This window comes from Acinetobacter sp. YH12136 (assembly GCF_013418545.1).
Taxonomy (GTDB): domain Bacteria; phylum Pseudomonadota; class Gammaproteobacteria; order Pseudomonadales; family Moraxellaceae; genus Acinetobacter; species Acinetobacter towneri.
Window position 1 is genome coordinate 1 of record NZ_VPBV01000005.1, and the last position, 24,421, is coordinate 24,421.

General features: G+C 43.6%; 18 protein-coding genes, 3 pseudogenes and 1 riboswitch. Of the genes and pseudogenes, 5 read left to right on the forward strand and 16 right to left on the reverse strand.

What is annotated here, in order from left to right; all coding sequences use genetic code 11:
- A pseudogene (locus FTU71_RS03470) lies at positions 1 to 159 on the forward strand (IS4 family transposase); the annotation flags it as partial.
- 72 nt (positions 160 to 231) lie between these two features.
- Positions 232 to 419, forward strand: a pseudogene (locus FTU71_RS03475) (IS5/IS1182 family transposase); the annotation flags it as partial.
- Between the two features lie 122 nt (positions 420 to 541).
- Here FTU71_RS03475 and acs read toward each other — a convergent pair.
- Positions 542 to 2,485 carry an acetate--CoA ligase gene (acs, locus tag FTU71_RS03480; protein ID WP_180111448.1) on the reverse strand — a complete coding sequence of 648 codons (1,944 nt, stop codon included), beginning with the start codon at positions 2,483 to 2,485 and terminating at the stop codon, positions 542 to 544.
- Positions 2,486 to 2,952: 467 nt separating this feature from the next.
- Between acs and FTU71_RS03485 the strand changes: the two genes are divergently transcribed.
- Positions 2,953 to 3,939, forward strand: coding sequence for a mechanosensitive ion channel family protein (locus tag FTU71_RS03485; protein WP_131261199.1), 987 nt, complete (start codon positions 2,953 to 2,955; stop codon positions 3,937 to 3,939).
- Here FTU71_RS03485 and FTU71_RS03490 read toward each other — a convergent pair.
- The 5 genes from FTU71_RS03490 to prfB form a co-directional block, all read right to left on the reverse strand.
- Complete coding sequence (locus tag FTU71_RS03490) at positions 3,913 to 4,626, reverse strand: 16S rRNA (uracil(1498)-N(3))-methyltransferase (protein WP_154320190.1); 714 nt, start codon at positions 4,624 to 4,626, stop codon at positions 3,913 to 3,915. The genes FTU71_RS03485 and FTU71_RS03490 overlap by 27 nt on opposite strands.
- 2 nt (positions 4,627 to 4,628) lie before the next feature.
- Positions 4,629 to 5,909 (reverse strand): 3-deoxy-D-manno-octulosonic acid transferase, encoded by a 1,281-nt coding sequence (locus tag FTU71_RS03495; protein ID WP_179990252.1) that lies wholly within the window; start codon positions 5,907 to 5,909, stop codon positions 4,629 to 4,631.
- Positions 5,910 to 5,993: 84 nt separating this feature from the next.
- Entirely contained in the window at positions 5,994 to 7,073 is a 1,080-nt protein-coding gene (locus FTU71_RS03500) for an alkene reductase (protein ID WP_096901672.1), read from the reverse strand.
- Between the two features lie 20 nt (positions 7,074 to 7,093).
- Positions 7,094 to 7,393, reverse strand: coding sequence for a helix-turn-helix transcriptional regulator (locus tag FTU71_RS03505; protein WP_019837093.1), 300 nt, complete (start codon positions 7,391 to 7,393; stop codon positions 7,094 to 7,096).
- A 157-nt stretch (positions 7,394 to 7,550) separates the two neighbouring features.
- Positions 7,551 to 8,646, reverse strand: a protein-coding gene (prfB, locus tag FTU71_RS03510; RefSeq protein ID WP_179994026.1) for a peptide chain release factor 2 whose coding sequence is annotated in 2 segments (ribosomal slippage) — positions 7,551 to 8,573 and positions 8,575 to 8,646 — 1,095 coding nt in all. Because the reading frame shifts where the segments join, the coding sequence is not laid out codon by codon here.
- A 575-nt stretch (positions 8,647 to 9,221) separates the two neighbouring features.
- On the opposite strand from prfB, the gene FTU71_RS03515 reads away from it, so the two are divergent.
- Both FTU71_RS03515 and FTU71_RS03520 read left to right on the forward strand, forming a co-directional pair.
- Positions 9,222 to 9,998, forward strand: a complete 777-nt coding sequence (locus FTU71_RS03515) for a putative porin (protein WP_179994027.1) — start codon at positions 9,222 to 9,224, stop codon at positions 9,996 to 9,998.
- Between the two features lie 66 nt (positions 9,999 to 10,064).
- Positions 10,065 to 10,559 (forward strand): annotated as a pseudogene (locus tag FTU71_RS03520) (putative porin); the annotation flags it as partial.
- A 58-nt stretch (positions 10,560 to 10,617) separates the two neighbouring features.
- On the opposite strand, the gene recJ reads toward FTU71_RS03520, so the two are convergent.
- The 10 genes from recJ to FTU71_RS03570 all read right to left on the reverse strand — a co-directional run bounded on the left by recJ (position 10,618) and on the right by FTU71_RS03570 (position 24,355).
- Positions 10,618 to 12,321 carry a single-stranded-DNA-specific exonuclease RecJ gene (gene recJ / locus FTU71_RS03525; RefSeq protein ID WP_154320187.1) on the reverse strand — a complete coding sequence of 568 codons (1,704 nt, stop codon included), beginning with the start codon at positions 12,319 to 12,321 and terminating at the stop codon, positions 10,618 to 10,620.
- 13 nt (positions 12,322 to 12,334) lie between these two features.
- Positions 12,335 to 12,991 (reverse strand): pyridoxamine 5'-phosphate oxidase, encoded by a 657-nt coding sequence (gene pdxH / locus FTU71_RS03530; RefSeq protein ID WP_179994164.1) that lies wholly within the window; start codon positions 12,989 to 12,991, stop codon positions 12,335 to 12,337.
- 12 nt (positions 12,992 to 13,003) lie between these two features.
- Positions 13,004 to 14,335 carry a phosphoglucosamine mutase gene (gene glmM, locus FTU71_RS03535; RefSeq protein ID WP_179994163.1) on the reverse strand — a complete coding sequence of 444 codons (1,332 nt, stop codon included), beginning with the start codon at positions 14,333 to 14,335 and terminating at the stop codon, positions 13,004 to 13,006.
- A gap of 120 nt (positions 14,336 to 14,455) precedes the next feature.
- Entirely contained in the window at positions 14,456 to 15,922 is a 1,467-nt protein-coding gene (gene guaB, locus FTU71_RS03540; protein ID WP_179994162.1) for an IMP dehydrogenase, read from the reverse strand.
- A 318-nt stretch (positions 15,923 to 16,240) separates the two neighbouring features.
- On the reverse strand, positions 16,241 to 16,606 hold the full coding sequence (locus FTU71_RS03545) for a YkgJ family cysteine cluster protein (RefSeq protein ID WP_168417707.1): 366 nt from the start codon (positions 16,604 to 16,606) through the stop codon (positions 16,241 to 16,243).
- A gap of 105 nt (positions 16,607 to 16,711) precedes the next feature.
- Positions 16,712 to 17,509 (reverse strand): MBL fold metallo-hydrolase, encoded by a 798-nt coding sequence (locus FTU71_RS03550; protein WP_179994161.1) that lies wholly within the window; start codon positions 17,507 to 17,509, stop codon positions 16,712 to 16,714.
- A 186-nt stretch (positions 17,510 to 17,695) separates the two neighbouring features.
- Positions 17,696 to 18,271: a TMEM165/GDT1 family protein gene (locus FTU71_RS03555; RefSeq protein ID WP_179994160.1), complete on the reverse strand. Its 576-nt coding sequence runs from the start codon at positions 18,269 to 18,271 to the stop codon at positions 17,696 to 17,698.
- Between the two features lie 72 nt (positions 18,272 to 18,343).
- Positions 18,344 to 18,502, reverse strand: a riboswitch (yybP-ykoY riboswitch).
- A gap of 116 nt (positions 18,503 to 18,618) precedes the next feature.
- Positions 18,619 to 20,598, reverse strand: coding sequence for a 2-oxo acid dehydrogenase subunit E2 (locus FTU71_RS03560; protein ID WP_180111450.1), 1,980 nt, complete (start codon positions 20,596 to 20,598; stop codon positions 18,619 to 18,621).
- A 2-nt stretch (positions 20,599 to 20,600) separates the two neighbouring features.
- Positions 20,601 to 23,303 (reverse strand): pyruvate dehydrogenase (acetyl-transferring), homodimeric type, encoded by a 2,703-nt coding sequence (aceE, locus tag FTU71_RS03565; RefSeq protein ID WP_180111452.1) that lies wholly within the window; start codon positions 23,301 to 23,303, stop codon positions 20,601 to 20,603.
- A gap of 368 nt (positions 23,304 to 23,671) precedes the next feature.
- A complete protein-coding gene (locus tag FTU71_RS03570; protein WP_004974246.1) occupies positions 23,672 to 24,355 on the reverse strand; it encodes a M23 family metallopeptidase in 684 nt (227 codons plus the stop codon).
- Between the last annotated feature and the right edge of the window lie 66 nt (positions 24,356 to 24,421).

Genomic DNA, 24,421 nt, shown 5'->3' on the forward strand with positions numbered 1-24,421 from the left:
AAGAAGCATGGACGACTCTCAATGAGTTTATTTCGCTATGGTTTAGACTATGTTCAAATGGCGATTCAGCGTTTAATTGGTTTTGGGAAAAAAGAAGAGTTTAAGGAAATTTTGGCAATTTTAAGAAGGCAGAACCCTGATAGGATAAGGGTTCTGTGAAATTTGTCGTGTACAGAGTTAAATTATTTAACATTTCCTCAGCAATTAAATTGAGATCTTTATAGAGGAATGCTTTGGAAAAAGTGGTCTGGTTATCATCGTTGAAGTTTGGTAGAAACCAAGATGCATTACATAAAATTATTAGCAGATAAATTAACAGCAAGAAGTGTTCTAGTCAGTTGAATGAGATTTATGCATGTGTAGCCATCTTGAGCAAATTCACAGAATTAGGTCACCCTCATACTCAAGTTTTGTCTTAAATTTGGCTCAATTAAGGTTGCCCTATCTTTAAAGCCATTATGCAACAAAGCCCGCTCCAAATTCTAAAAGCCTCAGTCGAATGACTGGGGCTTTTATATTGATTTTGAATAGTTAAAAAAACCTACCTCTCCCCATACACCGTTGCAATCAAATACTCCACCACTTGCGGCTCAGCCAAAGTCGAAGTATCTCCTAAACTATCCAATTCATTCGCTGCAATTTTCCGCAAAATACGGCGCATGATTTTACCTGAGCGGGTTTTAGGTAAAGCAGGTGCCCAATGCAGCGCATCAGGCGTTGCCACAGGCCCCAAAATTTTGCGAACCCAATTGACTAATTCTTCACGCAATTCCTCTGACTCGGGTGTACCAACTTGCAAAGTTACAAAGGTGCAAATCCCCTGTCCTTTAATCTCATGGGGCATACCCACCACTGCCGCTTCAGCCACAGCTTCATGCGCTACTAGGGCACTTTCAATTTCCGCAGTACCTAAACGGTGCCCCGAAATATTCAAGACATCATCCACACGCCCTGTAATCCAGTAATAGCCATCTTCATCACGGCGTGCACCATCTCCTGTAAAATACGCACCCGGATAGGTCGAAAAATACGCTTCAATAAAACGTGCAGGGTCGCCCCAAATACCGCGCATTTGCCCTGGCCATGAATCTTTCATAATTAAATTGCCTTCGGTCGCGCCTTCCAGTTCATTACCTTCGGCATCGACAATAGCAGGTTGCACGCCAAATAATGGGCGGGTTGCCGAACCGGGTTTCAGTGGCGTTGCACCCGGCAATGCTGAAATTAATATGCCCCCAGTTTCGGTTTGCCACCATGTATCTACAATTGGGCAACGTCCTTCACCTACTACGTTGTAATACCAGTTCCATGCTTCAGGATTAATTGGCTCGCCTACCGAACCCAATAAACGCAAACTACTACGGTCACTTTCACGTACGAAATGATCTCCCTCTCGCATCATGGCGCGAATGGCAGTTGGCGCAGTGTATAAAATGGTGATGTTGTGTTTATCAACAATATGCCCTGTGCGCCCCCAACTCGGATAGTTCGGTACTCCTTCAAACATCACAGTGGATGTACCATTCGATAAGGGACCATACAAAACATAGGAATGCCCTGTAATCCAGCCTACATCAGCGGTACACCAAAACACATCATCCTGTTTCAGGTCAAAAACCTCCCTAAACGTACTGTTCACATAGGTCAAATAACCCCCTGTGGTATGCAAAACGCCTTTGGGTTTTCCAGTAGAACCTGAGGTATATAAAATAAATAGTGGATCTTCTGCATTCATTGGCTCGGGTGGGCAGATGTCATTGACCGACATAATTTCCATGTGATACCACAAGTCGCGTTCAGGCAACATCTCAATCGGATTGCCTGTACGATGCACCACAATCACATTTTGCACACAGTCAGTACCTGCTACTTTTAGGGCAGCATCAACATTGGCTTTTAAATAAATTGGCTTGCCACCACGCATGGCCGAGTCTGCAGTGACAATTAACTTGGCCTGACAGTCTTCAATTCGGCTAGCCAAAGCATCGGGAGAAAAACCACCAAAAACCACACAATGCACTGCACCAATCCGCGCGCAGGCTAGCATGGCAATCGCAGCTTCGGAAACCATTGGCATGTACAGCACCACCCGATCCCCTTTTTGCACCCCGTTCTTTTTCAGCACGTTGGCAAAACGACAGGTTTCATCATGCAAAGAAGCAAAAGAAACCACTTTATGCCGAGATGGATGATCTCCTTCCCAAATAATTGCAGGTTTATGCGGATGTTCTTTTAAATGACGGTCTAAGCAATTGGCACTGACATTCAGTTGCCCATCGGCAAACCATTCAATTTTAAAATGCTCGGGGTCAAAGTTGGTATTTTTGACTTGAGTAAAAGGTTTAATCCAATCTAAGCGTTGGGCTTGCTCTGCCCAATAAGTATCAGGGTCATCTATAGATTGTTGATAGCGTTGAAAATATTCTGCCTCAGTGGTGCGGGCAGTCTTTTTAAATTCATCTGGAACAGGATATACGTCTTTCATCTGCTACTTCCTTGATGTTCTTGCATCTCTCACGAGATGTATGCCACGTTATTGATTATTATTTCTGCATATTCACAGTATGAACTTTCTTTTTTATGGCTCACCATTCGGCTTTAGTCGCATAAATTTTATACAAACAATAGCATGCCAAAGCGTTGATCGAATGCCATATTCTTGCATTCATACTTTCAGGTTTACATTCCACTGTACTGCGCATTGCATTATTTTTAAAGAAAATATCGTCTAATAACCGTGAGTATTAACATTTTTTTACGCAGCCAATCATTCATACCTGCGACCCTGTCTTACAGATAAAACCACATACAACTCGCAGTTTAAATGCTACAAAATAGTACGCTCATCACTTCTATCCAAGTTGTCTAAAATACTGGCAAGTAAGCATTGCTCATTAACCAAATTGAGTTTTTCAGGCAAAATAGTCGCTTCATTTTGAATTCGGAATTATCGTGGCAGAATCCAAACCCTCACTCAGTGAAGTTTCTGAAAACACCAGTCAGCTGTTGCAGGAAGCCACTGAAAAAACCACGCAAACCGTGATCAATCATACGGCCAAGTACAATGACGCCTACTCCACCATCGACAAAATTATGGAAGGATTTTGGGAACGTGTGCCGTATTTGATGATTGCAGCCGTGGTGCTGATTCTGTTTTGGCTGCTTGCCCGACTGTTTAAATGGTTTATTCGCAAGACCCTGAACAATCGTTCCTATACCCGACAAAATTTGGTTTTGGTGCTGAATCGGGTCGGTAGCTCTGCAATTATTTTCTTTGGTTTTCTAATTGCGATGGTGATTGCAATTCCAGGTTTTACCCCAAGCCAACTGATGAGTGCTTTAGGTCTAGGCTCCGTGGCAATTGGTTTTGCTTTTAAAGATATTTTCCAGAATTTATTATCGGGTGTGCTCATTTTGATTGGAGAACCATTTAAAATTGGTGATGACATCATCGTGAATAATATGGAAGGTACGGTAGAAGATATTCAGATTCGTGCCACCTTCCTGCGCTCTCCCGATGGGCGTCGAATCGTGATTCCAAATGCTACGGTGTATACCAGTGCCGTAACGGTCAATACGGCTTATACCCGTCGTCGTTGCGAGTTTGTGGTCGGTATTGGTTATGAAGATGACGTACAAAAAGCCAAAGATATTATTTTGGCCATTTTAGACCGTGACATAAAAATCTTGAGCCAACCTGCATTTAGCGTCAATGTCACTGCCTTGGCCGATTTTTCGATTAATTTAAATGTGCGTTGGTGGGTAAATACGACGGAAACCACCACTTCAGCATCCATCAGTGAAGTGCAAGAACGGGTAATTGCCGCTTTTGCCGAACATCACATTTCGATTCCTTATCCTGTGCAGGAAGTGAAAGTTTATCGTGGTGATGCAGCAGTCAATGAAGATGATTCAGCCCGCACTAAACAAACGCCCTAAAACATAAGCAATCACAGTTTCAGTACGAATAATACGGTTGCCCAAGTGCCGCGCTTGGCAGCCGTTTTTTTCGAGCAAATCAATTTCGTAGGGAATAAATCCACCTTCTGGGCCAATCACAATACTGCATGGATGTTGGATGGCATGTGGCATAGCTTGATCGGTATAAGGATGCGCCACATAAGCAGAACAATCGGCAGAAATCAAACCGGGCAAAACATCTTCCACAAAGGGTTTAAAGCGTTTATAAAGTTGGATCTCAGGTGCAATGGTATCGCCTGCTTGCTCCAAACCCAACGTCACATATTGATCCAACTGCTGTAAAAAAGGCGTTTGCCAATAGCTTTTATCGACTCGATAGCTGTGCAGTAAAATAATTTTTTCCACACCTAGCGTCACGCTATCCATAATTAAACGACGTAATACTTTAGGGCGTGGTAAAGCCACAATCAGGGTCACAGGCAGTTTTTTCGGTACAGCTTCTTCATACAGGGCTTTGACTTGAATCCGCTGCTCACTAACGTCCACCACTTCGGTCAAATAACGCTTGCCACCGCGAATCCCGACTTTCAAGGTGTCACCGACTTGTACACCGACATGCGTGTGTAAATGCTGCACTTGGCGCTGGGCGCTAATAGACCACACTTCATTTGTGGTCTGCCGAGGGTCAAGCAAAACGATATTCATATTTAAAGATACTGATTAATCACGTGAATATGCTCAGTCAAAGAGCCACGATTTTTATACATAATCACTTGAGCATTTTGATTCAGCTGAGCACGCAACGCAGGTTCAAACAACAATTGCGTTAACGTATTTACAGCTTGTTCAGCATCTTCGACCACATACACGGCTTCTGCTGCAACAAACTCATCCACAATACTTTGAAAGTTAAAATAATTTTTGCCCAATACCGTGGCGACATTTAAGGCCAAAGGCTCTAAAATATTATGCCCACCGCCAGGTTCATTCAGCGAACCACCAACATAACAGGCCTGACTTAAGGCGTACCACAACCACATTTCACCCATGCTATCGGCTAAATACACTTGTGTTTCGGGTTGAATCGCTTCAGCCAAACTACGGCGCTGCATATTGAGTTGCAGTTTTTTCACCTGCACAGCCACTTCATCAAAACGCTCTGGATGGCGCGGCACAACAATACATAACAGTTCAGGATGCTGTGCGAAATAAGGTTTCAAAGCAGTCAATAATTGCTGTTCTTCAGGCGCATGGGTACTGGCAAGGGTGATAATTTTGCGATGTGCCAATTGCCATGTCTGTTGCAACTGCGCGGCTTGCTCTACAAAATCTTCTGGCGCAGTAATATCAAATTTAATATTACCCACCACGTTTGTACGCTCGGCAGGCATCCCCAATGCGATAAAACGCTGCTGTGTGGCAGAGTCTTGCGCCAAAAGTTGCTGCAAATTTTGCAACATGCCGCGAGTTAATCCTTTAACTTTGGCATAACCTTTGGCCGATTTTTCCGAAAGCCGCGCATTAATCAACAAACACGGGACTTGAAAATGCTGCGCCTGATCAATCAAATTAGGCCACAATTCTGTTTCGACCAGTGCCAATAATTTAGGCTGATATTTCTGATAAAACTCACGAATTAAATGCACCTGATCGGCAGGTAAATACACGGCTTGAAATAAATCTAAATACGGTGCTTTTAAAAATAATGATTTGGCGCGTGCCTGCCCCGTTTTGGTGGTATTGGTGACTAAAACGGGATGTCCCACTTTTAAATAATGTTCAATTAAAGGTTGTGCGGCATTAGTTTCCCCCACCGACACCACATGAAACCAAATGGCATGTAAATTTTTAGCAGGCTGAAATGGGCCAAAACGCTCAAGCAGTTCTTGTTGTAATTGCTCAGGATATTCGGCACGTTTACGAATACGTGACTGATAAATCGGTTTTAACAGCGCCAAGGCTGCGTTATACCAAAATGGAGTAGCCAAAAGATGCGCCCCAAAGAAAGATTATCGGCAAAATATAACAGAGCCACACGCGCATGTTAATTGCATGTGGCGCTATACTGGCTTTTATTCTACAGCGTGTTGTGTTTCCGCCAAAGTTGGATAATCGATATAGCCTTCTGCAACGGCTGTACCAATCATGTTTTCCAGCTTGAGTTCGTTTAAAGGTACATCTGCCAATAAACGCTCATACAAGTCTGGATTGGCAATATACGCCTTACCAAATGACACCGCATCGGCCTTGCCCGAAGCCAATAATTCCACGGCATCAGCACGACTTAAACGCATGTTCGCGATATATGGCACACCGCCTGAACGTACTTTCATTTCTTGGGAAATGCTGTCTTCGGCTAAATATTCGCGGGTAAAGAAAAAGGCGATTTTACGCTGCCCCAATTGCTGCATGACATAGCCAAAGGTTTCACGTGGATCATCATCTCCCATGTCGTGCTCATCGCCACGTGGTGCTAAATGCACACCGACTCGACCTGCGCCCCAGACTTCAATTAAGGCGTCCATCACTTCTAACAAGAAACGCGCACGATTTTCAACCGAACCACCGTATTCATCGTCACGTTGGTTGGTTTTGCTTTGCAGGAATTGATCAATCAAATAACCATTGGCTGCATGCAACTCTACCCCATCAAATCCTGCTTCTTTGGCACGGATGGCGGCTTGTTTATATTGCTCGGTAATGGTGTGGATTTCTGCAATTTCTAAGGCACGTGGCAACACATATTCACGTTTAGGACGCAACAAACTGACATAACCTGCTTGTTGTACCGCACTTGCCGATACTGGTGTTGCACCATTGAGTAAATCTGGATGTGAAACACGACCTACATGCCACAGTTGCGCCACAATCAAACCACCTTTGGCATGCACGGCATCGGTAACGAGTTTCCAACCCTGCACTTGAGCATCGGTAAATAATCCTGGGGTATTTAAATAACCATTGGCTTCTTCAGAAATTACCGTTGCTTCTGAAAGAATCAAACCTGCACTGGCACGCTGTGCATAATATTCTGCCATCATTGGCGTTGGAACACGGTCATCGCTGGCGCGGCTACGGGTTAAAGGTGCCATCACCACACGGTTTTTTAGATGCAGATCACCCAAAACTAAAGGAGAGTCTAATTCAGCCATTTTTGCCTCTAATCTCACAGTTAAAGTGAGTGTTTTAAATATTCGACATATTGCTGAATGAGTGCTTCATTACGAGAAAAATACGACCATTGTCCATATTTTTCTGCACGAATAAGACCTGCCTGTTGCAGTACCGATAAATGATTTGACATGGTCGATTGCGACACGTTGCCCAAACGCTCAATGTGTCCTGCACATACGCCACGCTTAAAGTCGCCACACTCATCTACCGACAAAAATTGTTCTGGTGCTTTTAACCATTCTAAAATTTGCCGACGGGTAGGATTGGCTAAGGCTTTAAAGATTAAATCGACATCCATCATTCAGACACATATTCGTAAATATAAGCCCAATTCAGCAGCTGCTTTTAATATATCGTATTTTTTCGATATTAATATCGATTTTTTACGATTTATATGAATTTTTAAGCAACTCAACTGAATTGGGCAGGCTTATTGCGATCTAACAGACCGTGACTTATAGACCCTGTTTTAAACTGGCTTCAATAAACTTATCTAAATCACCATCTAAAACTGCACCTGTATTTGAGGTTTCCACGCCTGTACGTAAGTCTTTAATACGTGAATCATCCAATACATAAGAACGAATTTGGCTGCCCCAACCAATATCAGACTTCGAGTCTTCTAAAGCTTGAGCGGCTTCGTTACGTTTACTCATTTCTAGTTCATATAACTTGGCACGTAATTGTTTCCACGCATGGTCACGGTTGGCGTGTTGTGAACGCTGGTTCTGACACGCCACCACAATGCCTGTAGGTGCGTGAGTTAAACGTACCGCAGAGTCAGTTTTGTTAATGTGCTGACCACCTGCACCTGACGCACGGTAGGTATCGGTACGGACATCGGCAGGGTTAATATCAATTTCAATGTTGTCATCAACTTCTGGTGAAACAAACACCGCAGAGAATGACGTATGACGACGGTTACCTGAGTCAAATGGTGATTTACGCACTAAACGATGCACACCCGATTCGGTACGCAACCAACCATACGCATATTCACCTTCAACGCGAATGGTCGCAGATTTAATCCCTGCTACATCACCATCCGACTCTTCCATCAATTCTGCTTTAAAGCCGTGACGTTCAATCCAGCGCATATACATACGCAACAGCATCGATGCCCAGTCTTGCGCTTCTGTACCACCCGAACCCGCCTGAATTTCGACATAGCATGGGTTTGGATCCATTGGATTACTGAACATACGGCGGAATTCAAGCTTCGCCAGTTCTTCTTCTGCAGAAGTCAATTCAGACTGCACATCCACCAATAAATCTTCATCATCGGCTTCAACGGCTAAATCCAGCATGGCTTGGGCATCTTCTAACTGGGTCGCCAAACCTTCTAGGACATGAATCACGTTTTCAAGCTCGCCCTTTTCTTTGGCCATGGCTTGCGCACGACTTTGATCATTCCAGATTGCAGGATCTTCTAACTCGCGGAGAACCTCTTCTAAACGCTCTTTTTTCAGATCGTAGTCAAAGATACCCCCGTAGTGTTTGACCACGTTCGCTCAAGTCTTTTAATTGGTTTAGATAAGGATTAATTTCCACGTAAATTCTCTCAATTAACAATGAAGCTCAATAGCCAATAATTGTAGCACAGACCTGTTCTGGCATTTCTACCCTGCTGTAAATTCCAGCATAACTTTTCAGCTTTTATAGGTTGAATGCTAAATGTGGTTAAAAATAAAGATCGCTTTAAACTTTTTAAAACGAAAGCCTGATGATATCCAATCTAAAAAAACAGCATGCTCGATTAACACTGATGTTTATCTAAATGGCTGATCTATCTCCCTGATTTTTTGCCTGACACATTCAACTGAATACAAGCTTAAAAATTGTGTATCGCAATTGCTTCAACCCGCCAAAATAAAGCAAGGATGAAACAAGTTTGATGATTTAGTGATCAATTTTAGTAAAATTCACAAAATACACATAGTTTTAATAAAACAAAACATTTAATTATTTCATTTTTATTTCAATCACTTAATTAAAAAAAATTACACAAACTTACGCTTGAAACAATGCGGTAACTTTCCTGTGATTGACGCTGATTTTTTTTCGCCTAGACTGAAAGTTGTAACAAAAAGTTTAACTGTTAACCAGATTTCAGAGGGGTACTTTCCATGAAAAAATTAGCAATCGCATCAGCCCTACTTTCAGCTTTGGCTATCACTGGTACTGCGAACGCATACCAAGCTGAAATTGGTGCATCAGCAGGACTGATTGATCCAGACAACGCCAGCTCAAGCGGTTCATTCGGTGTAGATGGTACTTATTACTTTAACCCTGTACAAACCCGTAATGCGCCTTTAGCAGAAGCGGCGTTCCTTGATCGTGCTAGCAATGTAAACGCCAAATACCAATATGACGAAGTTGGCGACAATGAAGCGCATACTTATGGAGTTGGTGCAGAATACTTTGTACCGAACTCAGACTTTTACTTAAGTGGTAATGTGAGCGGTCATGACTTGAAAGATAATAATGACCTAAACAATGATTTAACTACTTATGGCGCAGAAGTTGGTTATTTACCAGCGCCAGGTTTGTTAATTGCCGCAGGTCTTAAAGGTTGGGATAATGACCGTGATGATGGTGTAGACCCGACTTTACGTGCTAAATACGTAACTACACTTTCGAATGGTAAAGACATCAACCTTGAAGCAGGTGCTGCTTTTGGTGATCTCGATGAATACAATCTTGCTGCGGATTACTTCATTGATAAAACGCTAAGTGTAGGTGTCGATTATTACAGCAACGATATCAACGATAATGATGAGTTTGGTGTGAGTGCACGTAAATTCTTTACACCACAAGTCAGTTTGGAAGGTCGTGTAGGCTTTGGTGAAGTTGGTAATGCTGACTACAACCGCTTTGGTGTCGCTGCGAAATATCGCTTCTAAGCTTAAGTCTAATTCCTTACTCAAATAGCACCCTTCTTCGGAAGGGTGCTTTTTTACGCCAAATTAAACCGTTCTGAAATTACAATCGAAGATGATGAAGATTCGATCTCGGCAGACAACACAGGTTATGCACTGGAAGTGGGTTATTTACCAATCAATAGTTTGTTATTAGCAGCTGGTGTTGCAAAAGAAAATATTGACCCAATCCAAGCAAGCCAAATCGGTTTTATCAACAGCTTTACAAATATTTGGACTGCTGAAGATGATACTATTGCAACACTTCGCGCAAAATATGTCACTCAAATTGGTAACTATTATACTAATTTTGAAGGTGCAACCTATTTTGCAGATGAAACAGTATATCGTCTAGGTGCAGACCTTTATATCGACCCAACTTTAAGCGTTGGTGTTTCTTTTGCAGATTCAACAGAAGAAGATTTTGATACTATCTTTAATGTACGTGCACAAAAATTCTTTACCCCAGCATTTGCTGTAGGTGTGAATTACACGACAACTGATGGTGCGGACTCTTACGGCATCAATGGTACATTCCGCTTCTAATCCCTTACATTAAAAGCAAAAAAATCCGCTCAAATTTGAGCGGATTTTTTTATTTGGATTACTGCTCCAAATGCACAATCTGCAACTGCAAACTCACATTGCCATTAAACACATTGCGCTCTAACTCATAAACCAAACGCACATCATCCCGCATCGGGTTAAATTCAAATTTATCTTTAGCACCAAACGCAATCGCATCAACCACTTGTCCATTGTCCAATGCCAAACGCAATTTTAAATGAGCGTCCTTCAACCATCTAAAATCAACCACTTTAAACCGTCCCTCAAACACAGGCTGCGGAAACTTTTGTCCCCACGGCGCCAAATGCTGTAATAAATCTACCGTGTGTAAATCAAAAGCTTCTTGCGGCAATTCACCATCTGTCCATAGCACAGCATGAAATAAATCCGCATCCATTTGCGCAATGATCTGTTCAAAGACCTGTTTAAATTCTGCAAAGTGCACCTTTTTTATGGTCAAACCTGCCGCAGCCGCATGTCCACCAAAATGACTGACCAAATGTGGATATTGCTCTGCAACCAATTCAATGGTGTCACGTATGTGAATCCCCTCAATTGAACGGGCAGAGCCTTTAATATGCTCACCATCTTCATCGGCAGCAAATACAATCGCAGGGCGATGAAACTGTTCCTTTAAGCGTCCTGCAACAATTCCAATTACACCTTGGTGCCAATGTTCTTCAAACATGATCAAGGCATGCGGTAAATCGCTTTGATCTAACTGCAGCTTTTCCAACTCTGCCAGCGCATCTTGTTTAATTTGCCCTTCAACCTGACGGCGTTCCTGATTCAAACTATTTAACTGACGCGCCAAAGCATAGGCACTTTGCATATCCGCCGACAGTAAACACTCAATTCCAATGTCCATGGTTTCCATGCGCCCTGCAGCATTGATACGTGGCCCCAAGACAAAACCCAAATCCTGCGCTTTGAGCTGTGCGGGTTCACGTCCTGCCAAATCCAGCAATGCGCTAATCCCAGGACGACATAAATTCTGCTGTATCCGTTTCAAGCCTGCATCCACCAAAATACGGTTGTTATAATCCAGACTAGCGACATCGGCATAGGTGCCCAAAGCCACCAAATCTAAATATTGCGTTAAATTTGCAGCAGATTTACCCTGTTTTTTACGCTGACTGGATAAGTTGGCCAACACATAAAATGCCACGCCCACACCTGCCAAGGCTTTACTTGGGAAATCACAACCCAATTGATTCGGATTGACCACAGCCTCTGCATTTGGAGTGGCTTTTGTAGTGAGGTGGTGATCGGTGATGATGACCTGCATCCCCAAAGCTTGCGCACGCTCCACACCTGCATGACTGGAAATGCCGTTATCTACCGTAATTAATAAATCAGGTGCATAACGCTCAAAAGCCAAATCGGCAATGGCGGGGGTTAAGCCATAACCATATTTAAAACGGTCAGGTACTAAATACTGCACGTGTGCGCCCATTTCGCGCAATGCCAAAATCATGAGTGTGGTACTGGTCGCGCCATCGGCATCGTAATCGCCCACAATTACAATTTTTTTCTGCTGATCAATCGCCTGATCCATCAGCTGAATTGCTTCTGGTAGACCTTTCATGCTTGGAGCAAGCAAGTGCTTCAGTTTAAGTTCCAGCTCCTGCTCAGACGCAACGCCACGGCGCGCTAAAATTTGGGCAACAAATGTAGAGACGCCCTGAAAGTTTTCAGGGCGTGTAAGTAAAGGTCTTTGCTTTATTAGAATTTTTGACATAATTTCCAGTGATTTAAGGCATCAAGCGTTGTAGTTTCCACTCACCTTCAATTTTTTCATAAGCTAAGCGGTCATGCAAACGGTTCGGACGGCCTTGCCAAAATTCGTAATAATCAGGCTGCAAGCGGTAACCGCCCCAAAATATAGGTTTTTGCAATTCAGATTGATCGCTCACTTGGGCATGCAAGTCTTGGAAACGCGCCTGTAGTTCTTCACGGCTGGCAATCACACCACTTTGCGGAGTGCTAATATGCGCAGCGATTTGGTTGTCACGTGGGCGTTTGTGATAATACGCTGTCGATTCTTGCTCATCAATTTTTTCGACATAACCGCTGACACGAATCTGACGTTCCAGTTCAGGCCAGTAAAATAACAATTCAGCATAAGGATTGGCCGCTAAATCCAACCCTTTTTGACTGTCATAATTGGTATAAAAGTCATAGCCTGCTTCGGTGGCTCCACGCAGCAACACAGTACGCACATGCGGACGACCTTGCGCATTGGCAGTCGCCAATGACATCGCATACGGTTCATGCAGCTTGGCTTCTAAGGCATGGTTAAACCAATTCAAAAACTGAATATGCGGATTGGCACTGACCTGTGCTTCTAGCAATTCACCTTTTTGGTAACTTAAACGCAGCTCACTTAAATCTTTAATTAAATCACTCACGATTTACCCCCTTTAGACGGCATGACGACGTACAGCATCTGCTAAATCTTTCGCCATTGCCTTCACTTCAGCCAAATCATCACCTTCCACCATCACGCGAATCACAGGTTCAGTACCCGATTTGCGAATCAATAAACGGCCACGACCTTTGAGCTGCTCAGTTGCACGATCAAATTCTGCAACCAATGCTGGCACCGCATACGGGTCAAACATATTCTCTAAACGTACATTTTCTAGCACATTTGGCAACAGTTTAAAGTCTGCAACCAATTCATCTAGGGCTTTGTTTTGTTCTACCATCACCGTTAACACTTGCAGTGCCGCAATAATGGCATCACCTGTGGTGCTCTTGTCCAAGGTTAGAATGTGACCCGATGGCTCGCCACCAATGACCCAACCATTTTCTTCCAAACCTTGCAGCACATAACGATCGCCTACATTGGCACGCAACAACGGCACTTGGGCTTTTTCTAAAGCCAATTCCAAGGCTATATTGCTCATCAATGTGCCCACAATTCCTGCAGGTTTTTTCGAGCCTTGCGTGGCAAGAATATATAAAATATGGTCACCATCAATCAGCTTGCCATGACGGTCTACCAAAATTACACGGTCTGCATCACCATCAAAAGCAATCCCCAAATCGGCTTGATGATCCAACACTGCCTTTTGTAAATGCTCAGGATGAGTCGAACCACAATGTTCATTAATATTTAAACCATTCGGTTCATTGTGAATGGCAAAGACTTTGGCACCCAGTTCACGAAATACCGCAGGGCCGACGTTATAGGCTGCACCGTTGGCACAATCGACCACAATGGTCAGGTCATTTAAATCTAAATGATACGGGAAAGTCGATTTACAGAACTCGATATAACGCCCATTGGCATCTTTTACACGAACACTTTTACCCAAGTTGGCTGTGTCTTCAATTTTTAACTCTTGCTGTAATTCTTGGTTAATTTCTTCTTGTATCGTATCTGGAAGTTTTTTCCCTTCACCTGAGAAAAATTTAATTCCGTTATCAAAATACGGGTTATGTGATGCTGAAATCACGATGCCTAAACTGGCATGTAAGGCACGGGTCAAGTGTGCAATGGCTGGGGTTGGTAATGGGCCTAATAAATGTACATATACACCTGCGGCGTTCAAACCCGCCTGTAACGCTGCTTCTAAAATATAGCCTGAAAGACGTGTATCTTTACCCAATACCACAATTGGTTTATTTTTTTTGGTGTGCTTTTTTAAAACTTTACCTGCTGCAAAACCCAGTTTTAATGCAAATTCAGGTGTAATAGGTAACTCTCCGAACTTCCCTCGAATGCCGTCTGTACCAAAATAACTCATATTGTTCTCACTTCTTAGAGGTGATCTTTATCATCACTTTTTTACTGCAAGTTACTTTACACCAAAAATGAAAAAGCCGTCATATAGATGACGGCTTTTATTTGAAAACGATACTAAAAATTAACCAACACGATAGTTCGGCGCTTCTTTAGTAATCGTCACATCATGTACGTGAGATTCCTGCATACCTGCTGCAGTAATTTTCACGAATTTTGCATTCTGACGTAGGTCTTCAATGGTTGAAGAACCAGTATAACCCATAGATGAACGTAGACCGCCCATCATTTGATGCACGATGTTGCCCATTGGACCTTTATACGGCACACGACCTTCAATACCTTCTGGCACAAGTTTTTCTGCACCTGCTTTAGAGTCTTGGAAATAACGGTCTGCAGAACCTGTTGCACCCGCCATAGCACCCAATGAACCCATGCCACGGTAAGCTTTATAGTAACGGCCTTGGAAGAATTCAACTTCGCCCGGTGCTTCTTCAGTACCTGCAAGCAATGAACCCACCATAATCGTACTTGCACCTGCGCCAATAGCTTTCGCCATATCGCCAGAGAAGCGAATACCGCCATCGGCAATTAATGGAATCTGTTCTTTTAATGCATTGGCAACAGAATCAATTGCAGAAATTTGCGGCATACCAATACCCGCCACAATACGTGTGGTACAGATTGAACCAGGACCAATCCCGACTTTTACTGCGTCTGCACCTGCATCTAACAATGCCAAAGCAGCATCACCCGTTGCGATATTACCGCCAATGACTTGAACTTGTGGATAGTTAGCTTTTACCCAACGTACACGTTCAATTACACCTGCAGAGTGACCGTGAGCAGTATCCACCACAATTGCATCAACACCTGCTTCAACCAACGCTTCTACACGGCTTGGTGTTTCTGCACCTGTACCGACTGCAGCACCCACACGTAAACGACCTAAATCATCTTTACAGCTGTTTGGATACAATTCTGCTTTACGGAAATCGGTCACCGTAATTAAGCCCTTAAGCTCTTGATTTTCATTAACAACCAACACTTTTTCAATGCGGTGTTGTTGCAATAAAGCTTGAATATTTTCTTTAGATTCGTCTTCGCGTACAGTCACTAAACGATCTTGGCCAGTCATGATGTTTCTGACAGGTTGTTCAAGGTTTGTTTCAAAACGTGTGTCACGTCCTGTCACAATACCCACTACTTTGCCATCTTTCACCACAGGCACACCGCTGATGTTGTTGGCTTGAGTCAGCGCAATCAATTCACGTACTGTGGTTTCTGGGGTTACGGTAATTGGATCTTTCACCATACCCGCTTCGAATTTTTTCACACGGCGCACTTCGGCAGCTTGCGCTACGATGTCCATGTTTTTATGTAGAATACCAATACCACCGTTTTGCGCCATCGCAATTGCCATACGTGATTCAGTCACTGTATCCATTGCCGCTGAAACAAGCGGAATATTCAGGTCAATGCCGCGCGTAAAACGTGTCTTTAAGGAGACATCTTTTGGGAGAACAGTAGAATAGGCAGGGAGTAATAAGACATCATCGAAGGTTAACGCTTCTTGAACGATGGTCAGCATAACAGTCTCACTGGTAATTTCCGTGAGCCATTATAAACAAATCTGGGCACAAATTTCATTTGTTCTCTAAGAAATATTTTTTATTCTACCCAACTGGGGTTGTCTGACTGCAAAAAACAGTATTTTTCATCTAAAAATCAGCTCACCCACGCTCAAGCCTTTATTTTTCTAGCCGCAGTCTGTGTCAATGGAATAGCTTTGATGTTTCATATACCTCACCAAAGCCTCAATAAAAAATGATTGAGCAATCCCAACAAAATTCAGTCATTAAAAAAGCAAAGCCGAAGCTTTGCTTATTCAATCTGTCTACTCTAGGCCTTAAACCACTTGATCAAAGTCATCATCATTGACAGGAATCGCAGGTTCAATTTGCACAAATGGAATCATATTATGTGCAAGACGGGCTTTGTTGCATTGGTCATCGGCAATTTGCACTTCTTTGCAAGAACTGCTGCGCAATTCATAAATCCCGCAACTGACCTGCTGTCCAACTTCACCTTGTAAAGCAATGCAACGTGGCTGACTTTGGTTGGTTCCGCACATACATGAATACACTGCTGTCACTGGTTCCGTGTAGTGCTCAGGCATATTCATGCCTTCTGCCCAATAAAATGAAACACGGAAATAAGCGCAACATGCGCCACAGCTTAAGCAGGCATCCTGTGTAGGTACTTGAGACAACATTCGTTAAGTTCTCGCCATCAAAAAAATCGTTTTTGGGCGAAAATCTTAAAAAAAGTTGTTTTTGCACTCAAGTTTTTTTTACGGTTTTTTTAGCTTTTTTGTCACTTATTCAGGACAGCTAAATACGTGCTCATCCATCAAATCGACACCACATTCCAGTGTTTCAATCCAATCAAGGAATTGATTCACCTGCTCTTTGCCGACAAAAGGCGTACCGTGTTGCGGCACAATCATTTCTACATCCATAGTGCGCACCATGCTTACCCACAGGCGAATAACTTTGTTCGAGCACATATAACGCTGATGGAAGCCTTTCATGGCAGGAATATGCGCAGCAAAATCAGCCAGTGGAATTGAAGCATCTTCCACCATGGATGCACCCATATCGCCCGAGAATAAGATTTTGGCAACAGGGTCATAAAACTGGAAGTTGCCGACCGAGTGCAAAAAGTGCGCAGGCACCGCAATAATTTTCGACTCGCCCAAAGGGATGGATTGACCTTCATCTGGCAGTTCAATTAAACGGTCTAGCCAGTTGCCTTTCATGCGGTCGCTCATAAAAGATGAGCTCAAATGCGGCAAGAAACGCGCCCATAATTTTGACGCTACAATTTTTGCTTCGGTATATACCAACCAACGCGGCATTGAGGTGATGATGTCTGGGTCTTGGTGAGATGCCATTACATAATCAAGATTGGTCAGGCGGGTATATTTATTTAATTCCATGGTCAGTGGTACATAGGTCAGGTCACCACCTGGGTCTAGCACTGCAGCACGGTTATTATCAAGGATCAGAAATTGGTTAGCCTGAACACCTTCACCTTTGACCAAACTGGTAAAACTAATACATTTGTGTGTCCCATTGTCAAACAAGACCTGCGATGTTGTACGGTCAAATGCCATAACCAAACCCCGATTTTTTCATTTTTAAAAATACGTTTTCTATGACTGAATAACATATAGCTATTTATGGAAAGTTACAATAAATAAAATAGCTTGGATTATCTGAAATATCAGTGAATTGCATCACAACTTACAAAAATAAATCCCAAGCATTTTGCTCAGGATTTATACACATCCACTGATTCTCTAGAAGAAATAATGCTGTGCCAAGGTCGATACACCAATAATTAAGAAAATCAGTGCGCCAATTTTATGAATTAATGCAATTGGTAAGCGGGTCGCCAGTTTATTACCAATAAATACCGCAGGCGCATTGGCGAGCATCATGCCTAATGTCGTACCCAGCATGACCCAGAAAATGCTGTCATAACGTGCCGCCAAAGCCACCGTGGCAATTTGGGTTTTGTCGCCAATTTCTGCCAAAAAGAACAGCACAAAGGTTGCACCAAACACACCATATTTTTGCCATTTGTTGATGCTTTCGGTTTCATCGTCCAACTGGTCTGGAATCAGCATCCAAATAGCCATTGCAATAAAGCCTAAAGATAAAATCCACAACAAGACTTCTGGGCTGAGTACGGTGGTAATCCACTGCCCTAACACTGCAGAAAGACCATGGTTAATCAGCGTTGCCAATAAAATGGCAACTAAAATAGGGACAGGTTTACGAAAGCGGGCTGCGAGTAATAACGCCAGTAGCTGGGTTTTATCACCCATTTCAGCTAAAGCGACAATGGCAGTCGAGATGAGGAATTCATACATGATGTTTTTCTCTGGCTAGCACACATACCAATGACCTATCCCTCCTGCTAGCCAAAATCTGCAGAGTGATAAATCAAAGGTCTTGCCAACAAAAGAAAGCTTGAAAAAGCAGACTTGGTTCTTTGCTATGATGACCATGTTCTGTGGAACAAATATGTTGACCATCACCTTTTTACTTGATGCGGTTTAAACCCCGTAAGTAAAAAGCGGCTACTCCCCAATGAAGTAAGCCTATTCTAAACGGAATAGTGTGCTTAAGCAAATGCTGTGCTGACATCAAAGCGAATAAAAATAAGTCACAAAAAACCCTGCCATAGCAGGGTTTTAAGTAAATTTTTTGACTTGATTTAGAGCAGTAAACTCCGAATATCAGCCAACAACTGAGTCAGTTTATGGGTAAAACGTGCTGCATCAGCACCGTTGATGACACGATGGTCATACGACAATGACAATGGCAACATCAAACGTGGATCAAAACCTTCACCATTCCAGACAGGCTGCATGGTCGCTGGTGAAATACCCAAAATCGCAACCTGCGGCCAGTTCACCAACGGCGTAAATGCCGTACCGCCAATCGAACCTAAACTGGTGATGGTAAAGTTTGCACCTTGTAAATCTTTAGGCGACAACTTTTTATCACGCGCTTTTTGACTCAACTCACCCAGTTCAATCGCAATTTGTTTAATCGATTTCTGATCTGGATTACGTAGTACAGGCACGGTTAAACCATCGGGGGTTGCCACCGCAATGCCCATGTGGATTTCTTTACGCAGCAGCACAGACTTTTGATCGTCTGCCAGATGCGCAGCGAAATATGGCTCATCTTTCAGCAAATGCGCTACTGCTTTGGCAATGAACGCCAAAATGGTCAGGCTGACACCTTCTTTTTTGAAGTTGGCTTTCAATTCACCGCGCCACGCTTCTAGCTCGGTAATATCGGCCAAATCAAATTGCGTGACTTGTGGGATGTAATTGTTCAGGGACAATTGCGGAATTGACACTTGTTGTAAGCGCGTCAAATCTTTTTCTTCCACACCACCAAATGCACTAAAGTCAGGTAGCTTTGGCAAACCTGTAACTTGCTGTGTTGTAGCAGCGACAGGAACAGTCTGCGGCGCAGTAAGACGCGCTTTGACATAAGCCTTCAAGTCTTCTTTGAGTACACGCGCATGTGGGCCAGTGGCGTTTACATCTGCTAAAACAACACCCAACTCACGTGCCAGTTTACGCACAGCAGGGCCTGCATACACTTTTGCATTGGCTTCATGTTGCGCCTTACTCAATTTGTCTACATTCGCATGCGCGCTTGCTGCAACTGTCGTGCTTTGTGCTGTAGATGCAGCACTGACTGCTGGCGATGTACTTGGTGCAGAGGCAACTTGAGCTGCTGCAACTGCTGTTGGTGCAGCTGCGCTTGCAGTTACTATCGTCACTAATGCATTGCCCTGCGCAACACTTTGTCCTAATTCTACATGAATCGCTTGAATCACGCCTGCAGTAGTACTTGGCACTTCTACCGTAGCCTTGTCTGATTCCACCACAATCAAACTTTGGTCAGCAGCAACCGTATCGCCCACTTGTACCAAAATTTCTGCCACTGTGGCTTTATCGACCCCTAAATCAGGCACTGCGACTTCAACCTGTGCTGATGCTGTTGTTTGTGGTGCCGATGCAGTTGCTGCGCTCGCTGTTGCAGCAGCCGCTTCTGCTGATGCCACTTGAGGTGTTTCCACCTGTGTGACTGCAGCAGCGGCGGTTTTCACTTTCAGAATCACCACACCTTCTTTTACGGTATCACCCGTATTGATTTGGATAGCGGTAACTGTACCCGACACCGTACTCGGCACTTCTACTGTGGCTTTGTCCGACTCCACCATAATAATGCTTTGATCAACATCAATCGCATCGCCGACTTGTACTAAAATTTCCCCAACAACGGCTTTTTCCACGCCAATGTCAGGTACTTGTACATCTACTTCTTGCGCAGTGTTTGATGTCGCTGAGCTTGGTGCTGCAGCGATCACTGGTTCAGCATCTTGCTTCGGTGCAGCATCTACTTGGGCTTGCGGTGCAGCAACTTCTGTAGCAGCTGCCGTTTGAGCTTCAGTTTCCAACTCAATCAGCACCGCACCTTCAGTCACTTCATCGCCTTGTTGTACCAAAATACTTTTCACCACCCCTGCAACGGTGCTGGGTACTTCAACAGAGGCTTTGTCTGATTCCAATAGGACAATGCTGTCATCAACTGCAATCGTGTCGCCAACTTTGACAAGAATATCTGCAACAGTGGCTTTATCGACACCAATATCAGGCGTTTGAATTTGCATGATCAGTGCTCCTCTTTGTAGTCAGCAACCGCTTGTACTTCAGGAACCGCTTGCGGTGCCCACGCGACAGGACGGTCGGTATCCAACTCAAAGGTCGAAATCGCATCTTTGACTAAACGCGCATCGACTTCGCCCTCATCTGCTAACTTTTTCAAGGTTGCTACCACAATGTGTGCTGCATCCACACCAAAGTAGCTACGCAAGTTGCCACGGGTATCTGAGCGGCCATATCCATCTGTACCTAAAGCAACGAATGGACGGTTGTCTGGCAAGTAACCACGAATCTGTTCGCTATACGCACGTACATGGTCGGTTGCAGAAACTACAATACCATCTGTACCTCGCAGTTGTTGCGACACCCATGGCTCTTTGCTTTCTTCAGCCAATGGATGCAAACGGTTGTATTCTTCACACGCCATACCATCACGCGCCAATTCATTAAAACTGGTCACACTGTAGACATTCGAGTGGATTTGATACTCTTCACGCAAGATTTTCGCCGCTTTGATGACTTCACGCAAAATCACACCTGAACCTAGCAATTGAACCGTGGCTTTTTCATCTTCCTGCAGTAAATACATGCCGCGCTTAATGCCTTCTTCCACACCTTGTGGCATTTCAGGATGCTCGTAGTTTTCATTCATTACGGTGAGGTAATAGAACACGCGCTCCTGATTGACATACATGCGTTGCAAACCATCATGCACAATCACGGCAAGCTCATAACCAAAGCATGGGTCATAGGACACACAGTTTGGAATAGTATTGGCTAAAATATGCGAGTGACCATCTTGGTGTTGCAAGCCTTCACCATTGAGTGTGGTACGTCCTGCAGTGGCACCCAACAAGAAACCTTGCGCCTGTGCATCACCTGCCGCCCATGCAATATCCCCAATACGTTGGAAACCAAACATGGAGTAATACATATACATTGGGATCATTGGTAAGTTATTGGTCGAATAACTGGTACCCAAAGCTGCCCAAGCACTCATTGCACCTGCTTCGTTAATGCCTTCTTGCAGCATGTGACCGTCTTTGGCTTCACGATAATGCATCAATTGTTCTTGGTCTTCAGGGGTGTATTTTTGCCCATGTGCGGCATAAATACCCAGTTGACGGAACATGCCTTCTAAACCGAAAGTACGTGCTTCATCGGGTACAATGGGTACCACACGGTCTTTAATGGCTTTTTCTTTGAGCAGGGCAGAAATCAAACGCACCATCACCATAGTGGTCGATTGTTCTTTGCCACCTGAACCTGCCAAGACTGAATCGAAAACTGATAATTCAGGAATTTGTAAAGCTTCGCTGTCTTTACGACGCGCAGGCAAATAACCACCCAACGCTTCGCGACGCGCTTTCATATATTTCAATTCAGGCGAATTTTCACTTGGACGATAGAACGGCACTTCTTCAAGTTGCTCATCGCTAAATGGCAAGTTGAAGCGGTCACGTACATATTTTAAAGAATCCAACTGCATTTTTTTGATTTGGTGGGTTTTGTTCACCGCTTCAAGTTCATCAGACAAACCATAACCTTTGACAGTTTTGGCTAAAATGACCGTTGGCTGACCTTTGGCCTTACATGCTTCAGCATACGCCGCAAATACTTTGTACGGATCGTGACCACCACGGTTCAGGTTATCAATATCTTCATCGCTTAAATCTTTGACCAATTCTTTGGCTTCAGGATATTTACCAAAGAATTTCTCACGAGCGTATGCACCACCTTTCACTTGCAAGCGCTGATAATCACCATCCACCGCTTCTTCCATAATGGCTCTTAATGCACCTGTGTCGTCTTTGTCTAATAAAGCATCCCAATGACGCCCCCAGACCACTTTAATCACGCGCCAACCTGCGCCACGGAATAACGACTCAAGTTCTTGAATGATTTTACCGTTACCGCGTACAGGGCCATCTAAACGCTGTAAGTTACAGTTCACCACCCAAATCAGGTTATCTAGCTTTTCACGACCTGCCAGTGAAATTGCACCCAAACTTTCTGGCTCATCCATTTCACCATCGCCTAGATATACCCAGACTTTACGGTCTTCTTCTTTAATTAAACCGCGGTTCATTAAGTATTTTTGAATATGTGCCTGATAAATTGACATGATTGGACCCAGACCCATCGACACCGTTGGGAACTGCCAATAGTCAGGCATTAAATAAGGATGTGGATAGCTAGGTAAACCGTTACCGCCCACTTCACGGCGGAAATTATTCAATTGATCTTCGGTTAAACGCCCTTCTAAAAATGAACGGGCATAAATACCGGGTGCACAGTGACCTTGGTAGTAGATCATATCACCGCCAAAATGATCACTATTGGCACGGAAGAAATGGTTAAAACCAACATCATACAATGTTGCTGAAGATGCGAAACTTGCAAGGTGACCACCTAAATCATCACCTGTTTTATTGGCACGCAATACCATTGCCAACGCATTCCAGCGAATCAGGGCGCGAATACGACGCTCCATATCCTGATCGCCCGGCATGGCAGGTTGTTCTTCCACTGAAATGGTATTGAGGTAAGGAGTATTTAATCGCTGAATGGGTACATGCTTTGCAATTGCACGTTGGTACAGTTTTTCGAGTAAAAATGCTGCCCGTTCAGTACCCATATGTTGTAACACAGCATCAAAGGCGTCTTGCCATTCTTGGGTTTCTTGTGAGTCCGTATCACCGTAAAACGCCATAATTCACTATTCCTAAGCCTAATCGTATGCTTTATATGTATCATAATTTAGACTTTAGTAGATATGGCTAATCTTAAATGCATATCCTGCATACTATTTAGAAAATAAATAGTGATTGACACATTCTTACAGCAAATAACAAAAAACCGCCAATTTAGGCGGTTTTTTATACAATAAAGCAGATACTGCGTGTTATTATTTTTTTAGGTGATAAGTTGATGTCTGAAATGTCTCACTAGATTTCGCTAAAAGCTAAAACGTGAGTATAAAGAAAAGCGACCTTTGCCGCTTTAATTTCATGTTTTAATTTGTAGTTCGCGTGTAGTTTACAGTGAGTGTGGCTAGAGCATGAATTTCTAGCCAAAACATTACGGCAACATTGCTAAATAGGTAGAAGGGTTCTTACGTTGACCATCTTTCACTACTTCATAATGTAAGTGAGGACCTGTACAACGACCTGTACAACCCACGTTGGCAATATGTTCGCCTGCATCTACACGGTCACCCACACGCGCAATTAAACGTGAAGCGTGTGCGTAGCGCGTGATATAACCATTACCGTGGTTAATTTCTACATATTGACCATAACCTGTGCCCCAGCCTGACTTGGTCACAATACCTGGGCCAGTCGCATAAATTGGAGTACCGCTTGGTGCAGCAAGGTCTAAGCCTGAATGGTTTTCAGCACGACCACTCATGACACGACCGCCATAGTTCGAGCTAATACGTGCATTTGGTAATGGATGTGACACTAACCAAGCATAAGGATTTGAAGAAGCAAAACGGGTGCTGGTATTGGTACCGTATTTTTTTGCTAAAGACGCATTGTTTAATTCTGTAGTCTTTTCACGAAGCTTAACGGTCATCTGCGTTTGTGCAGGAACATCAATGTCTTGTGTTTCTGTATAAGAACCTTGTGACAAGGTGCGGGTTAATTGCTCAATACGATCAGTCGATGAATTTTGAGAATCTAACTCAACTAAATCAGCAAATGCGACAGATGCTGCCGAAGCTGCCAGTGAAAACGCTAATAAAATACGGCGCGAATGCATAAAAAAACCTCTTAACTGTTCTTACTTGAAGTTCCTTGTGATCTCTTCCTTGATATCTACTGAAAG